The sequence below is a fragment of the Chryseobacterium metallicongregator genome, assembly GCF_031324065.1.
GTDB classification, from domain to species: domain Bacteria; phylum Bacteroidota; class Bacteroidia; order Flavobacteriales; family Weeksellaceae; genus Chryseobacterium; species Chryseobacterium metallicongregator.
On record NZ_JAVIXS010000014.1, the window covers coordinates 181,039 to 199,571 of the forward strand.

Annotated in this window: 21 protein-coding genes; 9 read left to right on the top strand and 12 right to left on the bottom strand. The window is 34.9% G+C overall.

The annotated features are described in order from the left end of the window. Positions 1-4: 4 nt before the first annotated feature. Positions 5-460, bottom strand: coding sequence for a hypothetical protein (locus REB14_RS14280; RefSeq protein WP_309522491.1), 456 nt, complete (start codon positions 458-460; stop codon positions 5-7). Between the two features lie 664 nt (positions 461-1,124). Between REB14_RS14280 and REB14_RS14285 the strand changes: the two genes are divergently transcribed. The 4 genes from REB14_RS14285 (at position 1,125) to REB14_RS14300 (ending at position 3,771) form a co-directional block, all read left to right on the top strand. Then, a complete protein-coding gene (locus REB14_RS14285) occupies positions 1,125-1,493 on the top strand; it encodes a helix-turn-helix domain-containing protein (RefSeq protein ID WP_309522492.1) in 369 nt (122 codons plus the stop codon). A gap of 21 nt (positions 1,494-1,514) precedes the next feature. Continuing rightward, positions 1,515-2,009 carry a hypothetical protein gene (locus tag REB14_RS14290; protein ID WP_309522493.1) on the top strand — a complete coding sequence of 165 codons (495 nt, stop codon included), beginning with the start codon at positions 1,515-1,517 and terminating at the stop codon, positions 2,007-2,009. An 839-nt stretch (positions 2,010-2,848) separates the two neighbouring features. Beyond that, positions 2,849-3,223 carry a hypothetical protein gene (locus tag REB14_RS14295; protein ID WP_309522494.1) on the top strand — a complete coding sequence of 125 codons (375 nt, stop codon included), beginning with the start codon at positions 2,849-2,851 and terminating at the stop codon, positions 3,221-3,223. 239 nt (positions 3,224-3,462) lie between these two features. Then, positions 3,463-3,771 carry a hypothetical protein gene (locus tag REB14_RS14300; protein ID WP_309522495.1) on the top strand — a complete coding sequence of 103 codons (309 nt, stop codon included), beginning with the start codon at positions 3,463-3,465 and terminating at the stop codon, positions 3,769-3,771. A 170-nt stretch (positions 3,772-3,941) separates the two neighbouring features. On the opposite strand, the gene REB14_RS14305 is transcribed toward REB14_RS14300, so the two are convergent. From REB14_RS14305 to REB14_RS14320, 4 genes are all read right to left on the bottom strand, one after another. Further along, entirely contained in the window at positions 3,942-4,577 is a 636-nt protein-coding gene (locus REB14_RS14305) for a carbonic anhydrase (RefSeq protein ID WP_034691487.1), read from the bottom strand. 51 nt (positions 4,578-4,628) lie between these two features. After that, a complete protein-coding gene (locus REB14_RS14310; protein ID WP_079240140.1) occupies positions 4,629-6,221 on the bottom strand; it encodes a SulP family inorganic anion transporter in 1,593 nt (530 codons plus the stop codon). A gap of 145 nt (positions 6,222-6,366) precedes the next feature. Beyond that, a complete protein-coding gene (locus tag REB14_RS14315; protein ID WP_047427346.1) occupies positions 6,367-6,666 on the bottom strand; it encodes a hypothetical protein in 300 nt (99 codons plus the stop codon). A 21-nt stretch (positions 6,667-6,687) separates the two neighbouring features. Beyond that, positions 6,688-7,356, bottom strand: coding sequence for a carbonic anhydrase (locus REB14_RS14320; protein ID WP_079240141.1), 669 nt, complete (start codon positions 7,354-7,356; stop codon positions 6,688-6,690). 377 nt (positions 7,357-7,733) lie between these two features. On the opposite strand from REB14_RS14320, the gene REB14_RS14325 reads away from it, so the two are divergent. Both REB14_RS14325 and REB14_RS14330 read left to right on the top strand, forming a co-directional pair. After that, positions 7,734-8,861: a helix-turn-helix domain-containing protein gene (locus REB14_RS14325; protein WP_309522496.1), complete on the top strand. Its 1,128-nt coding sequence runs from the start codon at positions 7,734-7,736 to the stop codon at positions 8,859-8,861. A 135-nt stretch (positions 8,862-8,996) separates the two neighbouring features. Next, positions 8,997-9,608 carry a DUF2306 domain-containing protein gene (locus REB14_RS14330; protein ID WP_079240143.1) on the top strand — a complete coding sequence of 204 codons (612 nt, stop codon included), beginning with the start codon at positions 8,997-8,999 and terminating at the stop codon, positions 9,606-9,608. 4 nt (positions 9,609-9,612) lie between these two features. Here REB14_RS14330 and REB14_RS14335 read toward each other — a convergent pair whose 3' ends face one another. The 4 genes from REB14_RS14335 to REB14_RS14350 form a co-directional block, all read right to left on the bottom strand. Then, a complete protein-coding gene (locus tag REB14_RS14335; RefSeq protein WP_079240144.1) occupies positions 9,613-11,106 on the bottom strand; it encodes a phosphoethanolamine transferase family protein in 1,494 nt (497 codons plus the stop codon). A gap of 501 nt (positions 11,107-11,607) precedes the next feature. Then, positions 11,608-12,162 (bottom strand): serine O-acetyltransferase, encoded by a 555-nt coding sequence (locus REB14_RS14340; protein ID WP_079240145.1) that lies wholly within the window; start codon positions 12,160-12,162, stop codon positions 11,608-11,610. Between the two features lie 11 nt (positions 12,163-12,173). Continuing rightward, a complete protein-coding gene (locus tag REB14_RS14345) occupies positions 12,174-13,322 on the bottom strand; it encodes a glycosyltransferase (protein WP_309522497.1) in 1,149 nt (382 codons plus the stop codon). A gap of 37 nt (positions 13,323-13,359) precedes the next feature. Further along, a complete protein-coding gene (locus REB14_RS14350; RefSeq protein WP_227941083.1) occupies positions 13,360-13,836 on the bottom strand; it encodes an acyltransferase in 477 nt (158 codons plus the stop codon). Positions 13,837-13,982: 146 nt separating this feature from the next. Here REB14_RS14350 and REB14_RS14355 point away from each other — a divergent pair, with 146 nt between their 5' ends. The 3 genes from REB14_RS14355 to REB14_RS14365 are packed head-to-tail and all read left to right on the top strand — an operon-like array spanning position 13,983 to position 15,972. Beyond that, positions 13,983-14,954 (top strand): 3-oxoacyl-ACP synthase III family protein, encoded by a 972-nt coding sequence (locus REB14_RS14355; RefSeq protein WP_079240148.1) that lies wholly within the window; start codon positions 13,983-13,985, stop codon positions 14,952-14,954. Positions 14,955-14,980: 26 nt separating this feature from the next. Further along, on the top strand, positions 14,981-15,214 hold the full coding sequence (locus tag REB14_RS14360) for a phosphopantetheine-binding protein (RefSeq protein ID WP_047380387.1): 234 nt from the start codon (positions 14,981-14,983) through the stop codon (positions 15,212-15,214). Then, positions 15,214-15,972 carry an SDR family NAD(P)-dependent oxidoreductase gene (locus tag REB14_RS14365; RefSeq protein WP_309522498.1) on the top strand — a complete coding sequence of 253 codons (759 nt, stop codon included), beginning with the start codon at positions 15,214-15,216 and terminating at the stop codon, positions 15,970-15,972. The genes REB14_RS14360 and REB14_RS14365 overlap by 1 nt, the downstream gene beginning before the upstream one ends. Position 15,973: 1 nt before the next feature. On the opposite strand, the gene REB14_RS14370 is transcribed toward REB14_RS14365, so the two are convergent. Genes REB14_RS14370 through REB14_RS14380 form a run of 3 tightly spaced genes read right to left on the bottom strand, consistent with a single transcriptional unit; the run spans position 15,974 to position 18,527 of the window. Continuing rightward, positions 15,974-17,128 (bottom strand): glycosyltransferase, encoded by a 1,155-nt coding sequence (locus REB14_RS14370; RefSeq protein WP_309522499.1) that lies wholly within the window; start codon positions 17,126-17,128, stop codon positions 15,974-15,976. Next, positions 17,128-17,967, bottom strand: a complete 840-nt coding sequence (locus REB14_RS14375; RefSeq protein WP_309522500.1) for a glycosyltransferase family 2 protein — start codon at positions 17,965-17,967, stop codon at positions 17,128-17,130. Before REB14_RS14375 ends, REB14_RS14370 begins: the two co-directional genes overlap by 1 nt. Next, complete coding sequence (locus tag REB14_RS14380; protein WP_238594342.1) at positions 17,964-18,527, bottom strand: acyltransferase; 564 nt, start codon at positions 18,525-18,527, stop codon at positions 17,964-17,966. Before REB14_RS14380 ends, REB14_RS14375 begins: the two co-directional genes overlap by 4 nt. Positions 18,528-18,533 lie beyond the last annotated feature (6 nt).

The window sequence follows — 18,533 nt, forward strand, 5'->3', positions numbered from 1 at the left end:
ACGATTACCTTTTAGTGATATTTTTACTGAAGATTCGTCCGTCTTTTAGAGTAAAGCGCAATATATATACACCCCAATCGTAACCTGTCATATTTATTTTCAGCTGCTTGTTTAGCTCTGGTAAGTTTAGCTGCTGAAATTTCCAATGAACTGTACTATGTTGATAAAGGGATACAGATTCTATCAATTTGTCTGTTTCTTCGGTCCAGTCGATGGTTAGGACATCGTTTACAGGAACCGGGTATAAACGGATCTGTTTCCAGAAGGTTTTTTCATCCATAGCAGGGTTGGGTACAGGTGCTGTTTTAGCAAGAGTGTTGGTTTTTAGCGTGGGAGCATTGTCTGGCCCCCGGTAGCGCTGGCTTCCTGATTCGTCATACTTAAAGTAGACCTCAGTTTGTTGGGCATAGGATATGCTTAGCCCTGTGCATAATAATGCACCTAAATAGATTTTTTTCATTTTGGTGTCTTTTTAGAATTAAAAATTTGTATTAACTGATAATGGGTAAGTATCCCGTTTATTATGGGATCTTATGCAGGATCTTGCTATCCTGACAAATAGAATGTTTTCATACGTTCTTAGTATTGGATTTTAGGTATCATCCCGATTATTCAAAATCAGGATACATTGCTATTCAGTCACTGGGACGTTCTGGCTTAAAGCCCTGCACAAAGAAAATAAGGGTAAACCTTATAGTGTGCATACAAGAAATTGTGTTTGGAGATACAGAATTTCTTTTCCTCATTTGTTGCTTTTCTCAGGCGAACTTACGCATTTTGTAAAAACCTTATCATCCGTAAAATAACGGGATTTATACTTCCGGGTTTTTACGGTAAGAGTGTAGACCATATTTAAATTTTCTTATTTTGTGTTTTTTATTTTTCCTGAATACAAAGCTACAGGCTGATAGCGACAAACCGTGTCGCATTTTAATTTTTATATTAATTGGGTTCACAGACAAAAAAAGTGGCAATATCTATAGCTTACTATTCATGAAGTCCTCTTATGTAAACCAATAATCACATCATGGTGAGTATTGGTTTTTAAAAGTATCTGAAAAAACCTGAAGTCATAATATACTTTAGTAATAATTTTTATTACTTTAGTGGTAATTTTAAAAGGTATGACAACACTGGGAACCAAACTGAGAAAACTGAGAGATAGTAAGAAAATGTCACAATCCGAGATCGCCAATATGCTTGGTGTATCACAATCTGCGTACAATAAATGGGAAGCAGATCAGGCGAGACCAAATACTGATAACCTTGTAAAAATAGCAGATCTCCATGAAACCAGCATCTATGATCTGCTGGATGAAAAATCAATTATTCAAAATAATACAGATAAAGCAATTGGAAGTATTCAAGGAAATGTTACCATTAACCATAGTGTTTCTGAAGAATTAATAGATACCATACTAAAAAACCAGAAAGATATATCGAAACTGATAGAGCTTCAAAGTAAGCTTATAGAGAACCTCCTCAAAAAATAAAACCAATAAAAAACACAAATAATGGCACTCACCAATCTAAACAACACCCATCTTACAGCTGAACAGCTTACAGCAGCTCAAACAGCTCTTACCTCACTGGAAGCTGCACTGGCTATCATTACGGTGAATCTTACACCGGAAGACCGCCAGAAATACGGAAGTATTAATGAGCAGAACAAGCTTCTGGTAAACAAAGTATCAGACTACAGGAAAAATCAACCTGCTTTAAGTGCTTCTGAAATAGACTGGGAAGAATTTGACAGGGATCTTACTTCCAGACAAAATTACGAGAGTTTTATCACCAGGCTGGAAAGCCTCATTACGAGACTAAAAAGTGCTAAAACCTTACATGACTATGACAATTATCAGGCTGCTCTTACAGATTATGCTTATACAGCCTATAAAGCAGGAACAGCATCACCGGGGTTTGAAGTAAAACAGAATGACCTGAAACAGTTTTTCGCAAAAAGCAGTAGTCCCAAAACGGATGAAACGCTTCCAAAAGAGAACAAATAAAATTTTAAAATATCCGGATCTTGGTTCCGGATATTTTTTTACATAATCGGATTATCTTTTGTGGTCTGAAAATGCTTCACTATGGTTTTACACTTCTTGGAGTAGGTCTTTAACAGGTATTATGAGGTTATATAACCACAAATTTTAATACAAGCAACCATTTCCAGGCAGTAAAAGACCACAAAATAATAATCTATAAGCAAAAAAGGAGAGTTATAGAACCCCTGTTTTTAATATATTGGTGTCTATTATTTAATAGATGAACGTAAACAGTAGCATAATTATAAAACCAATAAAATTTAATGACCTATCCTTTTTAGTACTAATAGCTTCGACAGGCTCAGCCTGACAACGCTTAAAAATTTCGTCTGGTATTCGGATTGTCACCCTGAGCTTGTCGAAGGGCTGTCAACAAGAAAACCATTGTCAAACATTAATCTCGGGTATTAATTAAGGAGGTAAGTCAACACAATAAAATGTATTTTGTCAATGATTTACTATATTTGGTAAAACTTATACGTATGAAATTCATATCTTTAAACGATCAAACATTTATTAATGCTAGTCAGATAGCATACATAGAAACTGTTTCAGATAGAAGTGGTACCTATTTGTTAATAACACTTGTAAACGGAAAACAATTTAAACAACACGGTAAGAGTATTCAACAATTCATATCACAACTTAATAACTGAGTACTCTTCTACATTATTTTTTAAGAGCCTTAGCATTTGTAAAGCATCATAGTAACTTACTCCTTTAGAAGGATAATATTTTTTTTAATCCATTATTTTCCACCAATTACACTTTTGAGTTTGGATTGAATCAATATCACAACTATGAAAACTTTGAGATTTTTAGCTTTTATTCCAGCATTCTTTATTGTTGTATTTTTACTTAATTTAATAATCAATTTTGTTGCTCCAATTATTGGGTTTGAAAATATGTCCAAACAAAATTGGTTTGCATATTTCACACAACCTTTTATTATTGTTGCAATCAGTACGATAATTGCTGTTCAGATTTACCCTAATAATAACAAAAGGATAGGGATTATACTTGTAGGTGTATTGCTAATTATATTCTGCTCTATTACCATTTATTCTATGAATGAATTGAAGGTTAGTATGAGGAGACAGCTGGTAATATTTACTGCTGCTTTTGCTGGGTATCTAGTCGCAGGATATAATTCTTGGAGACAACATTATGTTTAATCTTAATTTCTTACATTTGAAAAATGTAGTGGGGGAGTTTATAAAAGATATAGTTCTTAAAACGATACTGTATTTTTTCACTATATGACTATCTAAGCTTCCTCTTTACTATGGTAAAATAACTTATATGGGTAGTAACCATACCATATTCATTGATAGCTTAACCTCCACTACTATTTATTCCTCTGTAAAGTTGGATATAGTTGCTTTCATTAAAAACACAATAAAAATTTATTTATATGAATGATCTTTTCAACTTTTTAGTTAACATTTTGATGTTATTAGTAGCCTTAATTCCATACAGGAAGTATATAAAAAGGAAAATCCAGGAAATATATGAACATCCGTATTATAGACCTCTTAATAACATTATAGCAGCCGGAACTTCCATATTTTTGGTGGTGTCCTACTTTATCGTAGCGATGTTATTCTGGATTCTAAAGTTTAAAGCATCAGAAGCGGGATTCTATATCTGTATTGGAGGAACTACACCAGTTATTGCTTTTGCACTATTTTTTTACAGAATTAATTATATGCCCAAATTATAGTAAAGCCATTTGGGCACAGGTGAATGAAATATATAATTGTTTTGTAAACTTAGCAGCTGGAATAGTTTATAATCAACAAATTGTATATCGGAAAACAATAAAAAATAAATGCCACCGGATTCCGATGGCATTTTCTGTAAATTATAATTGAAATGTAATGAAGTTACTTCTTATAACCAGGTTACTGCACCTGTCTCAACATCATAATTTGCTCCAACAATTTTAATTTTACCCTCTGCTTCAAGATTTTTAAGTGTTGAACTTTGCTTACGGATATCTTCAATCGCACTTTTTACGTTTTGATGATTAAGCCTTTCCAGAAGTGAGCTGTTTTTTGATGAGCGTTCTTCGTTCTCTTCAATGATCTCATTGATGATAGGGTTGAAATGATTGATAAGATGGTTCAGGTTATCCATTCCCAGCCCTTCAATTTGTGCCGCGTCAAGACCTCCTTTCAAAGCTCCGCATTTCGTGTGTCCTAGCACTACGATAAGCTTAGAACCGGCAACGTTACAACCGAATTCCATAGACCCTAAAATGTCTTGATTAACAAAATTACCAGCAATTCTAATACTGAATACATCTCCTAATCCCTGATCAAAGATAAGCTCTGCAGAAGTACGGCTGTCTATACAGCTTAAAACTACTGCAAAAGGCCATTGTCCTTCGCGGGTAGCATTCACTTGCTCAAGAAGGTCTCTGTTTGCCTTAAGGTTATTTACAAATCTCTGGTTTCCCTCTTTTAAGAATTCTAATGCTTTCTCAGGAGTAATAGTTGACTGTGTTTCGTATGTATGTGCTTTCATATTTTTATTGTTTTCGAATTTAAAGTTAAAAAAATTAATTAATTATTGGGATTACATAGCTCTTTTGTGAGTAACCAAAATATGGGAATCCTCACTTCTTTCGTAATCTCTGTATGAAGTTTTAAAACCTATAAGCTCTACATTGATATCCTGTTCCTTTGCACGGATATTGGCAAAGTCCTGAATCATTTCCAATACATCGGTGGCAATGTAGGAAGTGCTTTTCGCATCAATAATGACTGTAGAGTTGGGTTTTATATTTTTAAGTGTTTTTTTGATGGCTGCCTTATTTAAAAATGATACTTCTTCAGCCAGCTTGATATTGATCCCATCAGCGTCATCCAGCCTTTCTCTGCTTAAATAGTAAGCTCTTTTCATATTTCCCTGAAGGATATAGAAAACGGAGATGGTAAGACCAATTCCTACACCTTTTAACAGGTCTGTTGCCACTACAGCTACCACGGTTGCTACAAACGGTATAAACTGGAATTTTCCCAAGTGCCAGAAATGTTTGAATGTAGCTGGCTTTGCCAATTTATATCCCACTAAAATTAATACCGCAGCTAATGTTGCTAATGGAATTAAATTTAAAATAACAGGAATTGAAAGCACACAGATCAATAAAAAGACTCCATGAATAATAGAGGAAATTTTAGAGGTTGCTCCGGCATTGGCATTGGCAGAACTTCTTACCACTACAGAAGTCATCGGAAGACCACCAATAAATGAACTGATAAGGTTTCCTATTCCCTGAGCTTTAAGTTCAAGATTGGTATCTGTAATTCTTCTCTGTCTGTCTAAACGGTCCGAAGCTTCAATACAAAGTAACGTTTCAATAGAAGCTACAATGGCAATCGTTGCTCCTACAATCCATACTTTAGGATTGGTGAATCCATTAAAGTCCGGAGTTGTAATCAGATTTTTAAAATCATCAAAAGTCTGCGGAACCGGTAAAGAAACCAAATGCTGGGTTTCGATAGCCAGAGAACTTCCGGACATCTTAAAGAGTTGATTCAAAAGGATACTTACAATTACTGCCACCAATGCTCCCGGAAGCATTTTCATCCTTTTCAGTACGTGGATTTTGTCCCATGCAATAAGGATGGCTACAGAAATTAAAGTAATAACAATGGCTCCCGGATGAATAGCTCCGAATAATTCTGTAAAATATCCGAAATTCAGGCCGTTATCAAAAATAGATTCGTGACCTTCATAATCTTTATCAAATCCTAATGCATGTGGAATCTGTTTTAAAATAATAATGATTCCTATGGCTGCCAGCATTCCTTCAATGACGTTATTCGGGAAATAGTTGGAAATACTTCCGGCTCTTACAAACCCTAAAACCAATTGAATAAGTCCTGCAATAATCCCTGCGCAAAGGAAAAGTTCGAATGCGCCAAGATCTGTTATTGCTGTTAAAACGATAGCTGTCAGACCCGCTGCAGGTCCTGATACTGAAATATTTGAATTACTGATTGTTCCTACTACCAGGCCGCCTACGATACCGGAAATAATACCGGATAATGGGGGAGCACCTGATGCTAAAGCAATTCCTAAACACAACGGAAGTGCTACTAAAAATACCACGAGTCCTGAAGGAAAATTTTCCTTGATTCCTCCTATTAATGATGTCTTTTTCATAATGTGAAGCTGTAAGGTATAACCGGCTTATCTGTTTTTAGATAAGTCTATTATAAAAAGTTGAAAAAAATAATTTTTAAAGTACATGCGTATCCGATATCAAAAATGATATGGAAATAGTATCAAAAAAATCTAACTATAGGAGTTACGCTTCCGGAGGAGGAGAAAATATAGTAAGTAAAGGTGAAAGATGAAAAGAATCATCAATCAGAACAAAAGACACGCCCTGAACATCAGGTTCGGAAAACTTCAGATAATCGAATACATCTAAAGGTTTCGGAATCGTCTTTTCGTAAACAATGAATGAGGATGGGTGAGAATGTGGCTCTTCTTCATTGATTATTATATTCGTTCTCGCAATATCCCAGCCTGCAACTGCAGCAATGCCTGGCAGCGCTGTGAAATTGAGAAAAAACGTTAATACAATAATACTCCAGAATTTCATTTTACATTCTTTTTAGAAAAACTACTTGGTCTTTCTGCTCATTACCCAATCAGAACCTGTAAGATTATAAATCTTTTGGATGTCTTTTAAGATTTTCTCAAAATCAATCTCCAGATCAATGATTTTACCTGTTCTAAGGTCAAATACCCAGCCGTGAACAATAGGATACTCTTCTAAAATGTATCTTTCCTGTACACAGGCCATTTTGATGACGTTGATGCACTGCTCCTGAACATTAAGTTCTACAAGTCTGTCATAACGCTTGTTTTCGTCCTGAATAGAATCCAGTTCTGCCTGATGTAATCTGTAAACATCACGGATGGTTCTCAGCCATGGATTCAATAATCCCAGATCCTGAGGAGTCATCGCTGCTTTTACACCACCACAGTTGTAATGTCCACAAACAATAATGTGTTTTACTTTCAGATGTTCTACAGCGTATTGAATAACTGCTGTGGAACTCATATCTAAAGTGTTAACCACATTGGCAATGTTTCTGTAAACAAACACCTCTCCAGGTTTGGCTCCCATCAATTCTTCTGCAGTAGCTCTGCTATCTGAACATCCTATATAAAGATAGTCCGGATGCTGAGTTTTGGCAAGTTCATGGAAGAAATTTGGATCTTCAGCTACTTTGGACTCTACCCATTTTTTATTGTTTTCGAAAATAACCTCGTACGATTGTGACATAATTTTAAAATTTATAATTATTTATTTCGTTTAAATTATTTCCAAAATCAATAGACCAAATCAATAATTGTGCAAAAATATACTTTTTGTTAAACAATTAATCACTTTTAACAAAGTTTAATATTAAAATATGCTTAAAATCATATCTAATTTTCCGATATGCTTTGCCTTACCGTTATTGGAATCTATAAGGAAATCCAAACGTTTAAAAAAACTAGGATAAAATTACGAAGTATAAATTAAAATTTGAGATTTGTGAATTAAAATATTCTTAATTATTTATCGGTTCATGAATGTATTGGATTTGAGTTTAAAAAAAATCATCGAAATATATCAGAAAATGAATAATTTAAAGGCCTGATAAATCTATTCATTGAATGTCTGATTTTGGGTTGCCATCTTTACCATCCTTATTTTATCTGGCAGGAGTTTTTATTGCCTGTTTTTCTTCTCTTTTGATTCTGGGGAAACGCAAAAAAATAAAGGCAGATTATGTACTGGCAGTTTGGTTTTTGATTATAGGAATACATCTTATATTATTTATGCTGTTTTTTTCCGGCAGCTATGTGAAGTATCCTTATTTTCTTGGTTTTGAAGTGATCTTTCCCTTTATTCACGGGCCAATGCTGTATGTATATGTTCTGTGTGTAACAGGAAGAAATCCTGGTGTGAAGACAGCGTTGCTGCATGGTATTCCTGTTCTGATGATCTGTATATTGTTATCTCCACTTCTGATGTTGTCTCCCTGGGATAAGCTTGCTTCTTATCAGAATGGGAATAACGGGTGTAAATCATTAAGTAAGGTCATTAAATATCTTATGATCTTATCAGGAATTGTATATGTTGTTTTAAGCCTTCTTGCTGTCAGGAAATATACGAAAGGAATATCCAGCCAATACTCAAATACTGAGAAAATTAATCTGAACTGGTTGTATTATCTTATTGCAGGTATCGCTTTCATATGGATTGCTGTCGTTATTAGAAATGATATTCTTATTTTTTCCATTGTTGTTCTATTTATTGTAGTGGCGGCTTACTTTGGAATCAGTCGGGTGGGGATTTTGGATCTGCCTGTTAGTATTGATATGACAGAGGATAAGGAACATGATCATGAAATGGTAAAATATCAGAAAAATTCTCCGGGTGATGAGGCCATACAATCTATTTATGAAAAGCTCGTGTATAAAATGGAACACGAAAAACTATATAAAGACCCGGAACTTAATCTGAATAATATTGCCAAAGTATTAGAGATTCACCCTAATGTATTGTCTCAGGTCATTAATTCTATGGAGCAGAAAAATTTTTATGATTATATCAACAGACAGCGTATTGAAGAATTTAAACGGACTGTAGTACTTCAGGAAAATCAAAAATATACGATTCTTTCATTGGCTTTTGAATGTGGATTCAATTCTAAAACTTCTTTCAACAGAAATTTTAAAAAATACATGAATTGCTCGCCAACAGAATTTTTAAAAAGCCAAAGCATTCATATGGAATGATTTATTGTTGGTATTTCTGGTTGGTAATTTGTAAACGATTTATTACTAGTGATTTATAAATAGGTTCCACCTTTCATTTTGGAACAGTTGACACTTTTATAATGCTCATTTTTACAAAAAATTAAATTGACAACTATGAAAAAGTTACTGTTTGTAATAATGGGTATTTTGGCATTACTTATCGGATTATATCCTTTTATTTACGCTTTTGTAGAACATAAATATACCTTTCTGGGTTCAAAATCATCAGAAGTTCTCCATAATGTTATCTGGAAATCTGCCTTTTTCTCTCATATTATTTTTGGTGGGCTGGCACTTTTTATTGGCTGGTCTCAGTTTGGGAAATCATTCCGCAATAAAAATATCAGGGTGCATCGCATCATTGGGAAGCTCTATGTGATTGCAGTGGTTATTAGCTCTGTTTCGGCTGTTTATATGGGTTTTTATGCTAATGGCGGATTAATTTCATCGGCAGGGTTTATCAGTTTGGGATTAATCTGGCTGGTGACCACTCTTGCAGCGGTTATACAGATCAGAAAAGGGAATGTCGGTAAACATCAGCAATTCATGACCTATAGTTATGCCTGCACCTTTGCTGCAGTGACACTGAGGCTATGGTATCCTCTGCTGACAAAGATTACTGGAGATGCTGAAAGCTCTTATATTGCAGTAGCATGGCTGTGTTGGATTCCCAATCTGCTAATGGCCTATTTTATTAATACAAAAACGGTTGCAATTTCAGAATAATATTCTATTCCGGCAGTTGATTATACTCCATACTCTTCATCTCTAAGTTCAAATACTTATTTCCTTCATTTTTATAGTGTTGAGGAGCTTCCAGTCCCATATATTTCATGATCAGAGGATAGATATAAGTAGTTTGGGTCTGTTGGGATTCATGTCCGGTAATTCTGTAGTTTGCCGGAACTTTGTCTCCAAACCATACAAAAAACGGTACCTGAGTAGATTCTTTAGAGTCTACGTGCAATAATTTGTCTCCTTGTATTTTAAGGCCATGATCTGAAGCATAAATTACCACAGAATTAGTGTTCTTCAGCGTTTTGAAAATATTGTTGAAAACATAATCCGTGTATTTGATAGAACTGTCATAGCAGTTAAGATCTCCGGAATTCCAGTTAGGAGGAAGTCTGTTACATGGGTTTGGATGGCTTCCCATAATGTGAAGAACTACAAATTTATTCTCTTTCTTCTGTATTACATTTTTGAGCTCAGGAACAATTACTTCATCATAGCCGTTTACCCACTTTTTATTTTTAGACATGGAAGCGATGGCTGTAATCCCTCTTGCGCTAGCCTGTGTACTGAGCCAGAAAGAATTGTATCCGCTTTGATTGGCAAGATTGATGATATTGTAAGAAAGTTTATCATAACGATATCTGAATTCATCCGGATGAATGCTGGATAACATTAATGGGACACTCAGGTTGGTAATTCCTGCTGGAGAAACAGCATGATCAAAAATCATCATGTTTTCAGCCTGTTGATCTGTATAAGGAGTTGTTTTTTTAGAATAGCCATACAGGGACATATTTTGCTTTCTTTCTGATTCTCCGATGATAAGAATTACATTTTCTATTCCAGGCTGTATTTTTTTGATATTGAAAACCGGAATATTCTTTTTTATTGCGTTAATATCTCTCTGTATATTCAAAGCGGTATTGAAATCGGATAAATGATAGTATACATTCTTAATCATCCTGCCTCCTCCTTTATTGCTTACATAGGTATGTTTAAGGTGGTATCCGAATGGTAAAATAAGCCACAGTAATGCAATAATAATAAATTTAGCATCAACTTTAACTACATTTTCTTTAAGGTAATTCACAGAGTATACTACCATTCCCAGAAAAACGAAAAATAAGATGACCGGAAGAATAAACATATAAGACATGCTCATGGCTTCATCCGGATTAGACTCAAGAATACTGATGGCCATTCCTACATTAAATCCGGAATGATAAATAAGAAAACATGATACTGAGATCAGAAAGTTAATGCTTAATAATAAACAGAGAATAACAGCAATGACAGTTGTATATTTATTCTTAAAAAGAAGCGCATTGAATACCAGAAACGAAGAAAACATAATTCCATACTCAAAAATATTCCGGATACTGTCTATTTTTTCAGCCCCAAAGAGATTATCAAAGATATAAGGGAATGAAATCAAAAACCCCGTTAGGTATATTATAATGAGAAGAATGGGAACTATTTTTTTGAACATGGTTGTGGGTGTCTGGGCTGTTAAGATAAATGTTATATCATCTTCCTCTTAGAGTTTCCGGAAGAGTCTGCCGAATATCAGAATCATGGAGTGCATGAAAAGAATTACTATCAGATAATAATTCCCAAATGTTATAGATATTGCATCAACTCAAAAAAGAAACTTTTGAAGATAAATTGTTGTGGTTTAGAGCGGTATGTCTTTTTTCGCTTTATAGAGTTGATTGCGTAGGTAGGAATGGGGACAATTGGGTCATATTTTTTTTCATCAAAAATTATTTTAAAAAATTAATAATAAGTCTGGGTTGTGTTTTTAATATTAAGCGATTTTTTTCAGAACAAGTGTATTGAATGATTGGAATCATCCGGATAATAAAATGTGATATTTTATATAAAGTTGGATGATTGTGGATTATTTTTAATCAAATAATACAATTTTTTCAAATGTACATGAAATTAGCGAAAAATACAAGTAGAATTTTTACGATAACTATTGGAGTTACTACACTTTACGGTTGATGTACTCCTTTGTTGCATCTGCGGTAGGGATAATTTTAGCAGGATTTCCTATAACAACAGAATTGGAAGGAACATCAAAGTTAACATAAGAGTTGGGAACAATCAATACATTATTTCCAATAGTGATTCCTCCTACAATAACTGCATTAGTACCAATCCATACTTCATCACCAATAACCGGATATCCTTCATTTTTTCCACGGTTTTGCTGTCCTATCGTAACGCCATGGGCGATGTTGCAATTTTTTCCGATCACTGTTTTCGGATTGATCACAAGGCTTCCAAAATGACCTAAATAAAATCCTTCCCCAATCTGAGTCTCAGGATAAATCTGAAACCCGTATTTGATCTGGTAATGTCTTAATACAATTCTCCAGAAAGTATTTAAAACCGGTTTCTTCTGATACTTCTGAGCCATTCTCAGAATGTACACAAAATGAAGATTGGGATTAATGCATTTTTTCCAGATCTGAAATGGGGAAAGCCACTTTCCACTTTCCCTGTAAAAGTCTTTTTGAATGATTGAATAATCAGCCATCGTCAATATTTTTATACTTCGTCAATTATTTTCTGAAGGTGTTCTACAGATCTTTCCAATACAAACGGAAGCTCCGTTTCCGAAATCTGTTTTTTGTATTCTTCAGTGATATTTTTATCTGTAAGGAACTTTTTCATTCCTTCATATATTCCTTCTTCTGAATTGGGTGTGATATTTCCCAGCTTTCCATCCTGGAGAAGATCCCTGATCCCTGAAATATCTGTTGCAGAAATAGGTTTATTCAGAATAAGTGCTTCGGCAATAATGGTAGGAAATCCTTCATGTCGTGAAGACATAATGTAGAAATCCGCCTTTTTCATATAAGGATAGGGATTACTGCTGAAACCAAGCATTTTTGCAGTATCCTGAAGACCAAGTGTATTGAGCTGATCCTGAATATTATTAAAATCATACCCGTCACCAATAATCAAAAGCTGATGTTTGAACCCTTCATCAATAAGTTTTTTATGCACATTAAGCAATCTGTCGTATCCTTTCTGAGGATATACGGTTCCTACGGTTACAAAAGTGGGAAGATCACTGTTGAAAGGATAATCATTTACTTCAATATCCGCCTTTCTTAACGTATCATTTTTGTCGATCGGATTGAAAATCTTAATCACAGATGCTTTTTCAGCTTCATTTTTAGCCAAATCATGCATTCCTTCCTGAAGTTTATTGGAAATTACCAGAATTCTATCGAACTTGAAAAACTGTCTGATGACTTCCGGAGTATATTCTTTTAAATTGAAAATATCATTCTGTACCCAAATAATCTTTTTCGAATCTTTTTGAGGGCTGGATAGAATTTCCTGATGCATCGCATGGATGGCAGCAATCTCTACATCGTATTTTTTATTCTTTAAAATAAATTTATAGAGAAGGGAAGGGAACCAAAGAAACATTTTCTGATAAAGAACCCTGTAAGCTTTCACAGGGATATCCTGTGGTCTGTTGGTCGTTATCATTTCTCCTTTTGTCAAATAGTATAGTGTCACCCATGACGGAACCTCTTTAATGTATAATCCTGAATAGAGATTTACCAGAAGGTCAACTTCATATTTGTCAGCAGGCAGATGCTTCAAAAAGTTGATTAATACTTTCTCAGCACCACCATGACGTAATGAACCTATACGAATGAGGAGTTTTTTCTTTTTCAATTTGTTTTTTTCTTTTTATGATTTTACAAGATTAAATTTATTTAATTTTTCTTGCTTTTTTATACTTGTGAGGAAGATTTTCTTTGATATAAGCATCCAGTTTTTTTCTGTCTTTCTCCAATTCACGGGGATATTCCGGATTGTTTTTAAGAACAATATCTCCATAGTCTTCAATAGTACACAGAAATTGTGCCGGATTTCCGATAAAGACTGTGTTGTCTGGCATAGACTGTGACAATACAGAGTTAGCTCCTAAAATACAGTTATTTCCAATCTGAACATCCTGCATAATAACAGCATTAAGTCCAATGGTGCAGTTATTTCCGATTTTTATTCTCCCCAGGATTCTTGCATCTTCATATCCCGGAAGTTTTCTAAGCAGAGTAGTTGTTCCACCGTGGTTGACAAACCGTACATCTCCTGCAATGTTCACGTTATCGCCAATTTCGATAAGGTAAGGTTCCGTTCCGAAATACACTTTATCGGGCATATTAAAGTTTTTTCCTACTTTCATCCCTCTATATTTAGCCACTTCAAGACTGCCCCTGTTCAAAAAAGTATGATAGAGGGAGTCTATTTTTAATAGGATTCTGAATATAAAAATCATCACAAGTGTAAATTTGTTTTCGTTACTTTTGCAAAGAAAGAGAATTTATTAATATGATGAAAATTTCAAAAATAGAATATTATCTGCCTCAGCAGGTGCTAACTAACGAGGACCTTGAAAAGCAGTTCCCTGAATGGAGTTCCGAACGTATCCAGGAGAAAGTAGGTATTTCCCAACGCCATATTTCTTCTGACAGCGAAACCGTACTGGATATGGCTGTACAATCTTCAGAAAAAATTTTCGAAAACTATGACAGAAACAAAGTAGATTTTATTTTGTTCTGTACCCAGAGTCCGGAGTATTTCCTCCCTACAACGGCCTGTATTTTGCAGGACAGATTGGGGCTTAGAAAAAATATCGGAGCTATAGATTTTAACCTTGGCTGTTCAGGATTTGTATATGGGTTAGCTTTTGCAAAAGGATTGATTTCTGGTGGAATTGCAAAGAGTATTCTTTTGGTTACTTCAGAAACGTACACCAAACATATTCATCCCGATGATAAAGGAAACCGAAGCATATTTGGAGATGCTTCTGCTTCTGCAATTATTGAAAAATCAGAAGGCAATGATTATCAATTCTGTCTGGGAACAGATGGAAGTGGTGCAGAAAATCTTATCGTGAAGAAAGGAGCTTTCAAAAAAGATTTTGAACTGAATCCTGAACACGAATTCAGTCCTGAAAATATTTATATGAATGGTCCTGAAATTTTTAATTTTACGATTGAAAATATCCCCGGGCTGGTAAAAGAAACACTGGAAGTGAATGGAATGACGATGGATGATATTGACCATTTTGTTTTTCATCAGGCCAATTCTTTTATGCTGAATTATTTAAGAAAGAAAACAAAAATACCGGCAGAAAAGTTCTATATTGACATGGAAAAAACCGGGAATACTGTTTCGGCAACTATTCCTATTGCTCTTAAAAATATGATGGATAAAGGAATGCTGAAAGAAGGAGATAAAGTTTTAATGGCAGGATTTGGAGTTGGATATTCATGGGGTGCTACCATAATGGAAATTTAAAAAACAAACATTTAAAATTATAAAATATGAAAACATCCGTTTTTTTAGAAAAACTACAGGAGGAATTGGAAGAAGATGAAACATTGACTACTGAAACGAACTTGAAATCTTTAGAAAGCTACGATTCTATCAGCTTACTTTCTGTTATTGCGTTTGTAGACGAAAATTTCAGTAAAAAAATTGATACCAAGCATTTTAAAGATATTGAAACCGTTTCAGATCTGATGAATGTTATAGGAAAAGAAAATTTTGAAGATTAATGGATGCTTTCTCATTAAAAAATAAAATTATTCTCATTACAGGCGCTTCTTCCGGAATCGGGAGAAGCTGTTCTGTAGAATGCAGCAATAGCGGTGCTGATCTGATTCTTGTAGGAAGAAACCAGGAGGAACTGATGAAAACCGTTTCTATGCTTAATCCTGAAACAAAAGTTGAAACCATCACGGAAGATATTACCCAATCTGAAAACCTTGAAGCAATTATTGCCGATAAAGTTTCAGTTTTAGGTAAAATATCAGGATTTATTCATTGTGCGGGTATCGAAAAAACGTTACCATTAAAGAAACACAATCCTCAGCTCTATCAGGATATATTCGCTGTCAATGTCATTGCAGGACTTGAAATTGCTAAAATTTTATCTTTAAAAAAATACAAAGACGAAAACTCCAGTTTTGTGTTTATTTCTTCTGTTGCAGGGATGATAGGAGAAGCAGGGAAGTCCGCTTATTCTGCCAGTAAAGGCGCTGTAATTTCCGGAGCCCGTTCTTTGGCCATGGAACTTTCAAGAAGTAATATTCGGGTCAACAGTATAAGTCCGGCAATGGTCAATACTCCGATTTTAGAGAAAATGTTTGAAAATATCGGAGAAGAAGCTTCATCAGAAATCATAAAAAAGCATCCGCTGGGAATAGGTGAACCTAAAGATGTAGCGAATGCCTGTATTTTTTTACTGTCTGACGCCTCAAAATGGGTCACAGGCAGTAACCTTGTGATTGACGGAGGATATTCTGCACAATAACTTACTTTTTGTGCAGCGTTTCTATAATATTTTCTACGCTGTCAAATATTTTCTTATTGTCAAACTGACTTTCAATTGATTTAAGATTCTCTCTGATGTGGAGAACGAGGTCGGGATCAGTAAGGAATGTTTTCATCGCTGCATACATTTCATCTACCTCATAACTGATGAGGTATCCTGTTTCACGGTCTTTGATCATCAATCCTACATCTCCTACTTCTGTTGCAATAATAGGTTTCTGAAGAATTAAAGCTTCAGCAATGACCAATGGCCATGCTTCAGACTCCGAAGGAAGAACAAAATAATCCGCTTTTTTGATATAAGGATAAGGATTCATTTGGTTACCAACCAGAATAAATGTTTTCTCAACATTATTTTTAGCTACCTGTGCTTTGAGGTTGTTCATTTCATCACCCTCACCAATAACAATGATGCTGTGATGAAATCCTTCGTTGATAAGCTTTGTATGAGCGTCAATAAGCTTATGATATCCTTTTCTTGAATGAAGTCTTCCTATAGATGCGAAAACAGGTCCTTCAGGGAAATTTTCAAGCTTTCCTTCTGCCTTACGTTTAATTTCTTCGATAGGAATAGGATTGATGATAACGCTCTCAGCCGGATAATTAAGATTAGGGTAATGCTGGTGCATCATGTCTTTGATCTTGTGGGAACAGTATACCATATGGTCAAATTGCGGAAAGCTCTTTAAAATATTCGGCACTAAAGGCTGAAACTTCGGAACATTAATTTCAGAGTGAAACCATCCGATTTTTTTTGAATTCTTATTGGTTGAATTCAGAATGGCATCATAGTCTCTGTAATCCATCCCGATCTCAATATCAAAAGTATCATTGATAAGACGGTCTGCAATGGCCGGGGTATTTTTTAGTTTTCTCAGCTTTATTCTTCTTTTAACGAGCTGAAGTTTCTGTAAAATAGAATTGTTGGAAAAATCTTCTTTTCCGTCAGTAAGGTATATTTTTCTGATGTGCTTCGGAAGTTCATCACGCAGTTTCCCTTGGTTAAGCGTAAGGCATACCGTTATTTCAAATTTGTCCGGATTAAGGTTGTTGAGAAGTCCCAGTAATACTTTTTCCACACCTCCCATTTCCATGGAACGATGCCTGAACAAAATTTTTATTTTTTTTTCTAACATTATCCGAAGATTGATTGTAACGTAATTTTTATTTTTTTCTTGATACGGAAAGGCAGCTGATGCTGGTACTGCAGGAGCCCGAATATTTCATCTGCACCTGTATACTGTTCAGGAACTTTTTCTCCATTGATGGTAGTAAGTCCTCTGCGCTTTATGGTATTGAAAATCACTTGGGCAAAATATTCGTGGGATTTCTTTTTATTGTCATTCTGGGAAATTCCGCCCTGATGGGTTCTATAAAGATAGTTAGTTTTGTTGATAAACTGAACATTCCCTTTTTCATACATTTTAAGGTATAAATCCTGATCTTCCCCAATTTTTAAATTGGGATTCATTTTTTCTGTCTGTTCATAAACATCCTTTCTGAAAGTCACAAAATGAGCAATCTGAATCGGGAAATTAAAAAAATAAGGATCTCTGTTCGGTACCTGCATAGCTGATCTGAAAGGAGCTATGGGCTTAAGGTTGTGATCACATGTCATAAACCTTGAATAGGTAAGGACTGTATTTTTTTTAGCCTGAAAAATCTCCATACATTTTTGAATAGCGGTAGGAGAAATAGCATCATCCGGATCCAGAAAACCACAGATTTCTCCTTCGGCCAGTTCAATCAGTTTACTTTTTGTAACTCCTACACCGGAATTTTTTTCATTTTCAAAAAACTTAAATCTTTTGTCCTTTGAAATCATTTCCTGTATCATTTTCTTCTCGTTTTCAGAAGAGCCATCATCTAAAATTACAGCTTCCCAGTTTGTATAGGTCTGTTGAAGAATACTTTCAAAGCAATCCTTAAAAAAGATGGCGTTGTTGTAATGGGCGATAAGGATAGAAAACTTCATGAACGTTCCTTGAATATTAAATCCTGATGATTGATAACTGTAGTATTAGACGGAATATCTTTATGAATGACACATCCCGCTCCGATGATACAGTTGTCTCCAATAGTAACTCCTTTTAAGACGGTCACATTACTCCCAAGCCAGCAGTTACTTCCTATTTTGATGGGAGCTGTAGTGAACTCGGAGGAGAACAGCTTAAATTCCGGTTGAGTCTGGTAAGCGTGGTTGTGGTCATACAGTTTTACACCTTCTCCGAATAATGTATTGTCTCCTATTGAAATCCTGTCGAGACAATTGATAGAGCAGAAATTATTCATGAAAAAATGATCTCCGATTTCTAAAGTGGCGTTCTGCTGTACAAGAATATGTACATAATTTCTGAAACTCATGGAATTCCCGAACGTAACATTTTTTAAGTTTTCGTGCAGAACAAAATGATTACTGATCCCAAGCTTTATCCCTTTAAAAGAAACATTAGGGTGTTTTTTGAGACGAGAAATCTGGCTTTTCCGTTGAATTTTTGCTAAAATTTCATCAAGCATACCTGGATTTATTTTCACATTTGT

What these genes read in the sequence shown, in the direction of transcription:
- REB14_RS14280 (WP_309522491.1), bottom strand. Translation starts at nt 460, where the DNA reads ATGAAAAAAATCTATTTAGGTGCATTATTATGCACAGGGCTAAGCATA.
- REB14_RS14285 (WP_309522492.1), top strand. Translation starts at nt 1,125, where the DNA reads ATGACAACACTGGGAACCAAACTGAGAAAACTGAGAGATAGTAAGAAA.
- REB14_RS14290 (WP_309522493.1), top strand. Translation starts at nt 1,515, where the DNA reads ATGGCACTCACCAATCTAAACAACACCCATCTTACAGCTGAACAGCTT.
- REB14_RS14295 (WP_309522494.1), top strand. Translation starts at nt 2,849, where the DNA reads ATGAAAACTTTGAGATTTTTAGCTTTTATTCCAGCATTCTTTATTGTT.
- REB14_RS14300 (WP_309522495.1), top strand. Translation starts at nt 3,463, where the DNA reads ATGAATGATCTTTTCAACTTTTTAGTTAACATTTTGATGTTATTAGTA.
- REB14_RS14305 (WP_034691487.1), bottom strand. Translation starts at nt 4,577, where the DNA reads ATGAAAGCACATACATACGAAACACAGTCAACTATTACTCCTGAGAAA.
- REB14_RS14310 (WP_079240140.1), bottom strand. Translation starts at nt 6,221, where the DNA reads ATGAAAAAGACATCATTAATAGGAGGAATCAAGGAAAATTTTCCTTCA.
- REB14_RS14315 (WP_047427346.1), bottom strand. Translation starts at nt 6,666, where the DNA reads ATGAAATTCTGGAGTATTATTGTATTAACGTTTTTTCTCAATTTCACA.
- REB14_RS14320 (WP_079240141.1), bottom strand. Translation starts at nt 7,356, where the DNA reads ATGTCACAATCGTACGAGGTTATTTTCGAAAACAATAAAAAATGGGTA.
- REB14_RS14325 (WP_309522496.1), top strand. Translation starts at nt 7,734, where the DNA reads ATGTCTGATTTTGGGTTGCCATCTTTACCATCCTTATTTTATCTGGCA.
- REB14_RS14330 (WP_079240143.1), top strand. Translation starts at nt 8,997, where the DNA reads ATGAAAAAGTTACTGTTTGTAATAATGGGTATTTTGGCATTACTTATC.
- REB14_RS14335 (WP_079240144.1), bottom strand. Translation starts at nt 11,106, where the DNA reads ATGTTCAAAAAAATAGTTCCCATTCTTCTCATTATAATATACCTAACG.
- REB14_RS14340 (WP_079240145.1), bottom strand. Translation starts at nt 12,162, where the DNA reads ATGGCTGATTATTCAATCATTCAAAAAGACTTTTACAGGGAAAGTGGA.
- REB14_RS14350 (WP_227941083.1), bottom strand. Translation starts at nt 13,836, where the DNA reads ATGAAAGTAGGAAAAAACTTTAATATGCCCGATAAAGTGTATTTCGGA.
- REB14_RS14355 (WP_079240148.1), top strand. Translation starts at nt 13,983, where the DNA reads ATGATGAAAATTTCAAAAATAGAATATTATCTGCCTCAGCAGGTGCTA.
- REB14_RS14360 (WP_047380387.1), top strand. Translation starts at nt 14,981, where the DNA reads ATGAAAACATCCGTTTTTTTAGAAAAACTACAGGAGGAATTGGAAGAA.
- REB14_RS14365 (WP_309522498.1), top strand. Translation starts at nt 15,214, where the DNA reads ATGGATGCTTTCTCATTAAAAAATAAAATTATTCTCATTACAGGCGCT.
- REB14_RS14370 (WP_309522499.1), bottom strand. Translation starts at nt 17,128, where the DNA reads ATGTTAGAAAAAAAAATAAAAATTTTGTTCAGGCATCGTTCCATGGAA.
- REB14_RS14375 (WP_309522500.1), bottom strand. Translation starts at nt 17,967, where the DNA reads ATGAAGTTTTCTATCCTTATCGCCCATTACAACAACGCCATCTTTTTT.